Origin of the sequence: Novosphingobium sp. MBES04, from assembly GCF_000813185.1 — a bacterium.
Classification (GTDB): domain Bacteria; phylum Pseudomonadota; class Alphaproteobacteria; order Sphingomonadales; family Sphingomonadaceae; genus Novosphingobium; species Novosphingobium decolorationis.
The window spans coordinates 1278494-1289367 of sequence record NZ_DF850488.1; the positions used below are offsets into that span (position 1 = coordinate 1278494).

The 10874-nt window shown below is 63.6% G+C and carries 8 protein-coding genes and 1 riboswitch; of the genes, 4 read left to right on the plus strand and 4 right to left on the minus strand.

Going from position 1 to position 10874, the window contains the following annotated elements; genetic code table 11:
• Positions 1 to 126: 126 nt before the first annotated feature.
• The 4 genes from MBENS4_RS05645 to MBENS4_RS23900 form a co-directional block, all read right to left on the minus strand.
• Complete coding sequence (locus MBENS4_RS05645; RefSeq protein ID WP_039389347.1) at positions 127 to 396, minus strand: hypothetical protein; 270 nt, start codon at positions 394 to 396, stop codon at positions 127 to 129.
• Complete coding sequence (locus MBENS4_RS05650; protein ID WP_039389348.1) at positions 389 to 838, minus strand: MotA/TolQ/ExbB proton channel family protein; 450 nt, start codon at positions 836 to 838, stop codon at positions 389 to 391. Before MBENS4_RS05650 ends, MBENS4_RS05645 begins: the two co-directional genes overlap by 8 nt.
• A complete protein-coding gene (locus MBENS4_RS05655; protein ID WP_144400851.1) occupies positions 835 to 4974 on the minus strand; it encodes a cobaltochelatase subunit CobN in 4140 nt (1379 codons plus the stop codon). Before MBENS4_RS05655 ends, MBENS4_RS05650 begins: the two co-directional genes overlap by 4 nt.
• A 105-nt stretch (positions 4975 to 5079) precedes the next feature.
• Positions 5080 to 5271: riboswitch (cobalamin riboswitch) on the minus strand.
• 147 nt (positions 5272 to 5418) lie between these two features.
• A complete protein-coding gene (locus tag MBENS4_RS23900) occupies positions 5419 to 6654 on the minus strand; it encodes a glycosyl transferase (protein WP_144400852.1) in 1236 nt (411 codons plus the stop codon).
• Between the two features lie 234 nt (positions 6655 to 6888).
• On the opposite strand from MBENS4_RS23900, the gene MBENS4_RS05665 reads away from it, so the two are divergent.
• The 4 genes from MBENS4_RS05665 to MBENS4_RS05680 form a co-directional block, all read left to right on the plus strand.
• Positions 6889 to 7560 (plus strand): response regulator transcription factor, encoded by a 672-nt coding sequence (locus tag MBENS4_RS05665; RefSeq protein WP_039389350.1) that lies wholly within the window; start codon positions 6889 to 6891, stop codon positions 7558 to 7560.
• Positions 7560 to 8375, plus strand: a complete 816-nt coding sequence (locus MBENS4_RS05670) for a HAMP domain-containing protein (RefSeq protein WP_084591966.1) — start codon at positions 7560 to 7562, stop codon at positions 8373 to 8375. The genes MBENS4_RS05665 and MBENS4_RS05670 overlap by 1 nt, the downstream gene beginning before the upstream one ends.
• Positions 8375 to 8950: a sensor histidine kinase gene (locus MBENS4_RS05675; RefSeq protein WP_039389356.1), complete on the plus strand. Its 576-nt coding sequence runs from the start codon at positions 8375 to 8377 to the stop codon at positions 8948 to 8950. The genes MBENS4_RS05670 and MBENS4_RS05675 overlap by 1 nt, the downstream gene beginning before the upstream one ends.
• Positions 8951 to 9201: 251 nt before the next feature.
• The coding region (locus MBENS4_RS05680) for a TonB-dependent receptor (RefSeq protein WP_084591967.1) at positions 9202 to 10874 on the plus strand (1673 nt) is incomplete at its 3' end.

Below are 10874 nucleotides of genomic sequence, written 5' to 3' on the forward strand. Positions count from 1 at the left end.
ACGATCTTCTGCCTGGATCTACGCACCGAATCCCTCAAACATTTGCGCAACAAAGCCGTTCAAAGCACCTATCTAACCGGCATGAGTTCTACGGCACCTGAGCGGCACAGGCGTCGCAGACCAAAGCTATCTGACGAGGTAGAGCTTGCCGGTCGCAGGGTCGCGGAAGACTTGCCCTGCAGCTTCCAGTCCCTGGCCGTCGCCAACCTGGCCCTGGGTGTTGGCGGAGGTGTCCTGCGTCATTTCGACGGGCCTGGGCGCCGTCTCGTGCTGGCTGGCCGCAGCCAGGGCGGCAATAAGGCCGGTGGCGAACACCAGCATGAGATCCGCGAGGTTGGGCAGGTCCGGTCCGGCATCGGCCTCTTCGGGAAAGCGCGACGACGTGAAATCACGCATGGGTGGCCCCCTCCTGTTCCAACCGGCTCAGCAGAAGGTCAAAGCCGTGGCGGCGCACGCGTCCGGTCAGGTAGCCGGCAAGGCCCACGGCAAGGCCCACGATAGTCGTGTCGAACGCGGTCGTCACCGCTTGCGAGAGCGCCATGAAGTCGCCCCGGCCTAGCGCCGCAATGCCCGGGCCGAGCGGAATCAGGGTTCCCATCAAGCCCAGCGTTGGGCCGATCTTGGCCAGGAGATCGGATCGCGCGATACGTCGCCGGGCGAGGTTTTCCAAGGTGCCGTGATTAAGCCTGGCAAGGCGCGCCGCGCCCCCCACGCGCTCTCCCAGTGCCAGCCCGGCGTCGAGCACCGCGAGGAAAGCAAGAAACAGCAGTGCGACGATGACCGGCCACAAGAGAAGGCCGACAAGCGCGTGCAGGGTCTGGTCGAGCGACGTGGTCATCGAGGCGATCTCCGGCTCCAGGCAAGGCCTGTGAGGAACAAGGCAAAAAGAACGGCAAGCAGGAGCGCGAGGCCCGGGCCGCTGGTGGCGGCTTCGGCAAGCCGGTCGAGCGGGCGGACCTCGTGCATCTCTTGGGGTGGGGGGGATGTCTGTGAGGTCGACGCGGTTTCGCCGCGGGCCCTTGCGAGCACGCCGTCGAGCGCCTTGGCATCAACCGGCGATACCTTGGCGCGCACCCACCCGAACATGGGATGATCGGGACTGGTGTGCCCGCTGCCGGGAAGCCCGGCTTTCGCAATCGTGGTAACGAAGCGGTGTGCGAGATCGGCCACCGTCGCGTCGTCGGCCTTCCAGTAGCCCTTGTGCGCGGCGACCAGCATGACCGCGAGCATGTTGGCCTTGACCGGGCGATTGTCGGGTTCGTCGAGGAAGCTCTCGACGCCGACGCCGTGGCGATCCTTCACGTAGGTCTGGTAGACATCGTCCCAGATGGCATCCGGCACGAGATTGGGATCGGTCACTTCCCAGCCCCACAGATTCTCGAAGAAGGCGAAGTTCATCGTGCGCGCACCGGCATATCCGTGCGGGATGAGCGACTTGATCCAGGCCGGATTGAGCTGGCGTGCGCGCAGCTCGGTAAGGATCGCGACCTTGAGCGGGGCCATGTCGGGCGCCTTCGGATCGCTGGCGTCGATGATATAGCCATCCGGGGTCTTGCCGCTGGCCTGCTCCACCGCAAGGTTGAGACCGCCCAGATAGTCGAAGGCGTCGTTGTTATCGACCAGTCCGTAGAGGTTGCTCGATCGGCCAAGGAAGGTCTGCGTGATCCCTGCAAGTCGCTGGCGAAAGGCGGGCGCGTGGCTTTGTCCATCAAGGCCTACACCGTAGGCGTGGCCGATCCGTCCCTGGTAGACCCGGGCCACCGCCTTGCGATCCGACCATGACCCCGAGCGCTCGGCCAGCCGGTTGACGCCCGCACCGTATTCCCCGGACGCCGGACCGAACACGCGCAGCGTGGCGGCGCGGGCGCGCTGGGGCGTGGGCGCGCTCTCGTCCTCGGTCATGGTCTTGACCCAGGCGGCGGCGATGTGGTTTGCAGCCAGGCTCTCGCGTCCCGGCGCGCGCAGTTCACCGAGCGGGGCCAGCGCGCTTTCAAGCGCGTCCGCGAGTTCGGGGTGCGCGTGCGCAATCGTACGCGAGGACGCGTCGAGTGCGAGAAGGCTGGCCTTGTCGAGCCACTTGAGCTGCTCTCCATAAAGGTCGCGGAACAGTCCCGAGGTCACGAATGTCACCTCCTCGCGCGGGGCGTTCCGGCTTGCGGGACGCCGCTTCAGTCCGGTCAGGATTCCCCGGCTGTTCCAGACCGGCTCGATGCGCAGCAGCGACAGGCCAAAGGCCATGGTAACACCGCCGTCGCGCACCGTGTCCGAGGCCCACAGCACGACCGCGCGGCCGCCTTTTGCGGGAGCGGGCCTGCGCGCCATGGCGGCGCCGACATCCCAGGCGATGCGGTCGGGGACCAGGCTGGAATCGATGCCGTAGAAGTTGCGTCCCGTTGGCAGGCTCTGCGGCGAGCGCAGCGGATCGTTGCCCGGCCCGGGAACCACGAAACGCCCGTCGAGCCCGGCGAGAAGAGCGTCCATCTCGGCCTTTGGAGAGGCGCGCAGGGCCGCTTCGGCCTCGCGGTCCCCCATGGATTGGAGCATCGTGTCTACGGCCGTGTCGCTCCAGGGGCGTCCGAAGACGTGGAGCCCCATCGGCATGAAGTCCTCCTGCATCCGGGTCAGCATGTGCCCGGTTTCGTGGACAAGAAGCTCGGCGTCGATGTGCTCGAAAGCAACGCTGTCATCCCCGCGTTCCTCGCGGATCTCGGCGACGATGGCGCTGTCCATGCCCAGCTTGCGCACGCTCGCCCGAATACGCTCGAGCGCGCGGTGCCGCGCCATCTCGCCGTCGGAGGAACTGTCGCTGCTTTCGTAGCTCTCGACCAGCTGGCGCAGTCCGAGCAGGTCATCATAGAGCGGCGTCGCGGCCAGCGGCGGAGTAAGGTGATCGATGACGACGGCCAGCCCCCGGCGCTTGGCCTGGAGCCCTTCGCCCACACCATCGACAATATAGGGATAGAGCCCCGGGACATCGCCTGCGACAAGCCGCGAATAGCTCTCGCGCGCGAGACCTGTCTGGGCACCGGGCAGAAACTCGTAGGTCGAGTGCCGTCCCAGATGAATGATCGCGTCCGGCCCGAAGTTGCGGCGCAGCGCTTCGTAATAGGCGAGGTACTGGTGGGGCGGGGGCACGCTGCGGTTGGCGTGCAGCAGCGCTTCCTCGGTTTCCCAACCGCGCGGGGGCTGGGGGCCGATCAGCACGTTGCCGAACCGGAGCGCGGGCAGCACGAAGCCGCCGTCGACGCTCATCACTTTGCCGGGCGCCGGGCCCCAGCCTGCCACACCCTCTATCGCGAGCGCCTGCAAGGCGCGGGTGAGCGTCTGTGTTTCACGCACATCGTGCTCGCCCGCGATGTAGCGGTCATAGGCAGCGCGCAAGTCCGTGGAGAGACGTTTGGCCTTGCGCCCACGCTCCCCGGGGGTGCCCTCGATCACGAAGTCGAGATCCTTGAGGACCCGGTCGACGGCCTCGCTCGCCGCCTCGGGTCGCTGATCCCGGATCGCTTCGCGCACGTCCACGGCCAGCGCGGACAGAGGACCGCCCACCATCTCGTCACGGATACGATCGGGCAGAGCCTGGAAGAAGTGGCGGTAGTCCGCGAGCGAGAGGTGCAGCGCGGAGGTCTTGCCCATCCGGCGCAGCGCCTCTGGGTCGCCGGGCAGGTTGATGCCGCGATCTTGCAACTGGCGAAGGAGCAGGTCGGGGCTCTGCGGCAAGGGGCCGGTGGTATAGCCCTCGGCCTTCAAGCGGCGCAGGATCTCGAGCAGCGAGGCGGGCACGTCGAGATTGTCGGCCCCGATATTATGGCGTCCGGGAGGGTGGTTGTAATAGATGATCGCCACGTGCTTGGCGGCATTGGACTTGCTCTGCAGGCGCACCCAGCCCTCCAGCCGCCGGGCCACCGCGTCGATTTCAGGGGCGACGGGGCGGCTCAGGCGGATCTCGATCCCGGTGAGAGGATCGATCCGGGGTGCCGCCGCGAGCGCCAGTACCGCGGGCTGGCTCGCGCCCGACAGTTCGGGCATGGCGATACGGTAGTAGACACTTTTCGAGGGGAGACCCTCGGCGCTGGAGCGCCATTCGCTCTCACCCATCTTGTCGCTGCGGATCGCCTTGAGGACCGGAACGCCCAGACTCGCGAGCGCGGCGGTGGCGCGCTCGCGCTCCGAGCCGCCCAGCGCGAAATCGGCCAGTGTCACGAGCGCGGCAGGATGGCGCGCCTTGAGCTGCTCAAGCGCGTCGGCGGTCGGCGCTCCCCAGTCCGCAAACAGCGACTGGCAGGCAAGGTGCCTGGCAACCACGGCCTTGCACAGTTCCTTGTGCGTGTCGCGGTCCCCCGCCTGGTCGCCGGTCTCGTAATCGAGGACGACAACCAGCGGCGCGTCCTTCGCGCCCTGGCGCGCGCCAAAGCGGATCGGAGGGATTGGCCGTGGTGCAGGCACGGCCCTGCGTTCGGCAGCGTCGCCCAACAGCCATGCGAACAAGTTCACAAGGTTTTCGGTGCCGCGGGCCTGCCAGTAGCTTTCCGCCTTGGCATGGAGCGCACGGGCCGCTTTGGGCGATCCTGTCCGGTGCGCCATCCGCTCAAGGAGGGCCGACGAAAGGTCGCTCGAAACGCTCACGCCGTGCACCGGGACGTCGAGCCCGCGCGCCTTGACGATCCGCGCCACCCGCGCGGCGTCGTCCCCGAAGACGCCGGCCAGGAGAATCCCGTCGGCGTCCTGCATGAGCCCGGCCATCTCGTCGTCGGACAAGGCGCGCGCCTGTTCGGGCGTGCGCAGGACGATACGCGTGCCCGGATCGGCCTCGACCAGCGCCTTGGCCGCGTCCGCCGCGACCTGCGAGTTGCGGGCGGAGATGAGCCCGAACAGCTCGCGCCTTGGGTCCAGACCCGGCCCGGCGATCATCCAGACGGCGAACAATCCGACTGCCAACAGCAGCACGGCGACAAGACCCTTGCGCAACGACACACACCTTTCCCCCCCGCGCAATCCCGAACAGGATCGCACGGGCAAGCCAACTACGGTGTCGTCACGGCGGAACCTTCCGATGCCTGCGACTGGTCCCGGTCGAGTGCATGGACGACGGCGACGGCAGGTCTCCTGGCTTGCGGGTCTTAGCCCTGTCCGCGTCACCTTCCCGGATCCGAAGTGATCCAGTGGCTCGACGCGAGGCTCACCGCGCACAGTTGCGGGCACAGCGCCGGATTGGAACCGGCTTCCCTTTTCACCCCGGTTTCCCGAGGCACCGTCGCCGCGCTGGATATCGGCAGCCCCGCCTCTTGTCCAGAGTGTGCCTGGGGCAGGCCGCTGCACAAACTTGGTGAAGCTTGAAAAGGAACTTAGGCCGGTAGCGGAAGACGGCCACATACCCGCTCTTACACGATGAACACGGGAAAGCGGCCACTGCTGGCGCTAAAGTGATGCGCCTGGAGCAGCCTTTGCTGTGTAATCCCGATCATGGCCCGGCGTGACCCAATGAGATCGCGCCGTTCGTCCTTCCCGGCTTGCCCTCACCGGTTCTGCATTGCTCAGATAATGGGTGATCATGTGGGCGATGCGCTGGCACGGCTCCGCCCCTGCAAAGCCTGCATTGCCTGCCTCATCTCGTACGATTCCGTCAAAGGCGGCCTCGGTACGTTCTACCTGCACAGCACGATAGGCGGGCCAGCTTTCAAACGCATGCCGGATCGCCCTCTCCAGATCATCGTCGGGCTCGATCACCGGGCCGAAGTCCCACATCGCATAATCAGGATTGCCCTGCCATGCGGCATCGTGGCTGTTCATGAACAAGCACGGCCGCGGGCGAAGCAGATACTCGTAGATCTGGCTGCTGACATCGCCGACGTAGAGGTCGGCCGCCATTGTGTAGCTCATGTCCACCGACCGCTCCGACCCCAGATCGACAAGCACGCGGTCCTTCACGGCGAGTGCCTGCCAAGCCTGCTTTCGGGCATCGCTCCAGTGCCGTGCCATGCGAATATGCGGTGCAATCACAAGGTTGTAGCGATCCGATGCGCAGACTGCATTCACCAGTCGGCGCGCCATGATAGGGCCCGAACCCATGCGGCGATGAAAATGCGGGTTGTAGAGAATGACAGGCCTGTCATCGGGAAACAGCGGCTGAGGCCTCAAGCCGGCCCGCATCGATGCCGCCAGTTTTACAGGCCCCCCGATCACACACCTTTCCGGCGTGCAGCGTCCTCCGGCAATCAGTCGCTCACGGTCCTTAGCCCCTGCCACAAAGACCTTGTCGAAATGACGGAACCGGTCTTCAAAACCCACGGCGCGATCGCCGGCCCCATGTGGAATATGGAACAGGGGAGGACAGTGGCCGGGTAGTCGCTTGAGGATCGTGCTCGTCCGCTCTGCGCACAGGATGGCATCGCAATCGCGGATGCGGTTTGCCGCCAGCAACAGTTTCGCGGTTTTCTGCGCCGCAGGCGGCAACATAGCCTGCAGAGTACCTGGCATCTTCATGATCACGATCTCAGGCAGCGGCATGGCCAGCTTGTCGGCCAATGCCGCGATGCCGTCCGCATCGTCGGACGTCGGTGCAAAGATCCGTACTTTGCACTGCCTTGATTGCTCCAGCTCGAACGCGACTGGCAGAAAATGGAGGAACTGATGGGAACCGCCGATCGCCGGCACATGCACTGTCGCAGTCGCAGTCGCAGTCACTGGGCTATGCGCCGATTAGGATAGGCTGCAGTCATGCCTTGGCATCTTGCACCACCTCATGAGTGGGGCATGGACGCTACATTTGATTTTGCCCATGTCCGACGCACAGCCGCGTCTCGACCATCGGGAGCGCAAGTTCTATCGTCACGATTTGTGATAAACGCAGTACGGCGGGCAAGGCGATGGATCGGAGTGCAGGGCCGCATGCAGATATTGTTGATCGAGGATGACGATGCGCTGGCCGCGCATGTCGCAAACGGGCTTCGCCAAAGCGGGCATGTCGTTACTCGCTGCCGCGACGGCCGGCATGGGCTCATGCAGGTCAGCTCTGAAAGCTATGACGTCATCGTTCTTGATCGGATGCTACCGCACGTGGACGGAATGAAGATTCTTGCCGCGTTGCGTGCCACCGACGACGAAACCCCCGTCTTGCTGATCAGCGCGCTAGGGGATGTAGATGAACGAGTTAAAGGGCTGCGTGCGGGTGGCGACGATTACCTGCCCAAGCCCTTTGCGATGTCGGAATTGCTGGCAAGGGTGGATGTGCTGGCGCGCCGAAAGGCACCTGTTGTCGAGAGTGGGTTTCTGCACCATGCCGATATCGAAATCGACACATTGGCCCGCATCGTGCGGCGCGCTGGCCAGCGCATCGAACTGACCTCCCGCGAATTTGGCTTATTGGTCGAGTTGGTCCGCAATGTGGGGCGTGTAGTCACCCGTTCCATGTTGCTGGAGCGTGTCTGGGATTACAATTTCGATCCCCAGACCAACATCATCGACCAGCATATCAGCAATTTGCGCAAGAAGCTGGAGATTGAAGGACGAGCCTCGCCGATACAGACAGTCCGCGGCGCCGGATATATGATCAACCCTTGATGAAGAGCTTGTTCCGATCTCTCTCCTTCCGGTTGGCTGTGACCTATGCGGCGCTGTTTTGCGGTTCGCTGGCGGTGCTGTTCGCCGCCTTTTTCTGGCTGGCCGTGTCCCGCCCGCTTGGTGTGGTACGTAAGCAGGTCAGTGCCGAACTGGCCGAAATGGAAACGGTCTATGCCGAAGAGGGCATGCGCGAACTGGCCAAGCGGCTCGAAGCACGCGCCAAGCCAACGTCAGGCGTGGACCGCGCCTTTCATGCCCTGATCGCGGCGGACGGGTCTGTTCTTACAACTAATCTGCCCAGCTGGCCCAGCCACGTGCAGTCCGGCTTCTACTCGATCGAGGCCGATGTCTATCATGAAGGAGGTGAGATCGATTTCAGCGCTTTGTCGCGCGAACGCCAGTTTCCCGATGGGACTCGCCTGATCGTGGGCCGCGATGCTGAGGTTGTGGAGGATCGCCAGGAGGTGCTGCTCGCCACATTCCCTGTCTTGATCGCTTTGGTCCTGTTGCTGGCCGTGTCGGGTGGATATCTGATGAGCCGAGCGATTGGCCACCGGATTGAGGTCATTTCGGCCGCTGCCCGTCGCGTGATGGGGGGGCGATTGGCCGCGCGGGTTCCAGTCCATGGCAGCGGCGACGACTTTGACCGGCTCAGCCATACCCTGAACCTGATGCTCGAGCAGAACGAGGCACTGTTTGAATCGGTGAGGCGCGTATCTGACAATATCGCCCACGAACTGAGAACTCCGCTGTCGCGCGTCCTTGCTGTTTTGGACGATGCGACCGCAGATGAAGCCCAGACGAAACCAGCGTAATGGGAGAGGCGCGCGAGGAGCTGGCTCGCCTGCAAGCGATTATCAATGCCACCTTGCGTATCGCACGGATCGAAGGCGGGCGTCATGATTCCGGTTTTGCAACGGTCGATCTTGCCGCAATTGTACGCGACGCAGTTGAGTTATACGAACCGGCAGCTGCGTTGCGGGATCTGAAAATCTCCGTCGAAGGGCCAGCTACCCTGTCGCTTTCGGCAGACCGCGATCTGCTGTTTCAGGCAATTAGCAACCTGCTCGACAATGCCGTCAAATATAGCCTTAGCGGTAGCATGATCGGCATCCTACTGATTGAAGAGGAAGATCGCGCACGTCTGGAAATCGCCAATGAAGGCTTGCCACTGCTGGCCGCCGAGGCGGAACAGGTGACCGAGCGGTTTTTTCGGGGAGCGGCTGCGAGCGACCTGCCCGGCCATGGGCTAGGCCTGACCCTCGTCGCGGCCATCGTCCAAAGGCATGAGGGTGAATTCAAAGTCCATGCCAACGGTCGGCATACCAAGGTCGCTATCGTACTGCGCCGACGACGTCCTGCTGATGCGTCGACAAAAGCTCAGGGGTGACCGCTATCCGCAAGCCACCCTCAAGCATGCCGCAAATCCCGCTCGTTGCCCGTCAAATGCGACAAGCGCCGATACAGGCACCGCAACCGCACCTGGGAACGGAAATTCTGCAGCTGAGCGCCCGAGAAGGGGCGGGAGCTGCCTGGTAGGAACCTCCCAATTCCAAGCATTGTTTATACTAATCAATAATTTGTTGATTGCGAAGGTGTGGACGGGAAGGCACCCTGCCGCCTGCTGTCAAGGAAAGCTGGATGCAACAAGCCGCGGATCAACCCCCTACTGCCCACGTTGCTCCTGCGGACACATCTTCCGACATTATCGAAGTGATCGGCAAGCGCATGGACAATGCGCTCGATATGGACAGGCGAACATATGAAGTGCGCGAGACGGCCCAGTCCGTGCAAAAGAATGCCCTTCAGCTCCTGCGGGGGCTGCCTGCCGTAACCGTGACGCCGGACGACAGTCTTCTCGTGCTCGGCGCCGGGGTGACCACGATCTATGTCGATGGACGTCCGTTTCTCGGTGACATCCGTCAGTTCCTGCGCTCGCTGCACGGAAGTGACATTGCGCGGATCGAGGTGATCACCAACCCGTCCGCGCAGTTCTCGGCCGAAGGCGCAGGCGGCGTGATCAATCTGGTCTTGCGCAAGACGCAGGAGGAAGGTCTCTCGGGCAACGCGAGTTACGAGGCGAGCAGCTGGGGCTTGGGTCTTCTCGACACCACGCTGAATTACAGACACGCGGACTGGACTTACCAGATCAAGGCCTCTGGCAATATCGGGCGCCGGTTGCGCCGTACCCATCACGACACGCGAAGTGTCCGTCCCGAGGAAGGCGCTCAGGCCACGGCCAACCGCGAGGATGGCCTTGCCACCTATGATGGAACAGACGGACGCGTCACGGCCAAGGTGACTTACGATCTCGATGCGAAGACGAGCCTTTCCGGGCAACTTCGCGGCGGCGGCGGCCACGACGTCACAGTCAACAGGCTGGACTTCTCGGCGATAACGCCCGATTTCGCGCCGTTTTCGCAGCACACCCGCCTCGACAGCTACGGCGCATTTCTCGATGGCCAGCTCAGTCTCGCCCATGCCGGGACCACCAAAGGCGAGGCGGTGAATGCGAGCGTGCAGTTCTTCAAGAGCACCCAGCTCCATGACATGACGCAGGCGCGGTTCAGCGACGGACGAAGGTACGCGATTGATTTGAAGCATCCCGCCTACTCCATCGATGCCAAGCTCGACTGGAAGCATCCCATGGCCACAGGGCAGATCCTCTCGACCGGCACGTCCTGGCACGTCGACGGCATTTCCCAGGACTATGCCTTCACCAGCAACGATGCCGCTTCGCTGGGAGCGGACACCCGGGCTACCTACGAAGCGCGCAGCAGCACTGTGGCGGCCTACGCGACGTTCCAACAGGCCCTGGGGCGCCTGACACTGGCACCTGGTCTGCGCGCGGAGACCAACCTGCGCCGGATCACGAGCCCCGGCGACGAGCCGCTTCGGCTCGACAGGACCGAGCTCTTTCCGAGTTTTCATGCCAATTACAAGGCCAGCAAGACCCTCCAGCTGCAGGCCAGCTACAGCAAGCGCATCGAGCGCGTTCCTCTCGACTACCTGGCCCCCTACAGTGCGGTGAAGGACGTCAACACGGTCTTTGAAGGCAATTCGGAACTCAAGGACCAGAGCATTGATTCCTATGAGCTGGGCGTTCAGTTCCGCCCAGGCAAGATCGAAGCGAGCGCCACTCTCTATCTGCGCGAGACAAGTCAGTTGTGGAACGAGAGCTACTCGGTCAACAACGCCGGAAACAGCGTCTACACATATATAAACGCGGGAAGCCGTACGAGTGCCGGTGGCCAGTTCGATCTGGCACTGCCCCTTCCTGAAGGCCTCAAGGTTCAGGCCAGCGCCAACCTTTT

Excerpts from the sequence above, each read along its gene's own strand:
- MBENS4_RS05645 (WP_039389347.1), bottom strand. The coding sequence starts at position 396 with ATGCGTGATTTCACGTCGTCGCGCTTTCCCGAAGAGGCCGATGCCGGA.
- MBENS4_RS05650 (WP_039389348.1), bottom strand. The coding sequence starts at position 838 with ATGACCACGTCGCTCGACCAGACCCTGCACGCGCTTGTCGGCCTTCTC.
- MBENS4_RS05665 (WP_039389350.1), top strand. The coding sequence starts at position 6,889 with ATGCAGATATTGTTGATCGAGGATGACGATGCGCTGGCCGCGCATGTC.
- MBENS4_RS05670 (WP_084591966.1), top strand. The coding sequence starts at position 7,560 with ATGAAGAGCTTGTTCCGATCTCTCTCCTTCCGGTTGGCTGTGACCTAT.
- MBENS4_RS05675 (WP_039389356.1), top strand. The coding sequence starts at position 8,375 with ATGGGAGAGGCGCGCGAGGAGCTGGCTCGCCTGCAAGCGATTATCAAT.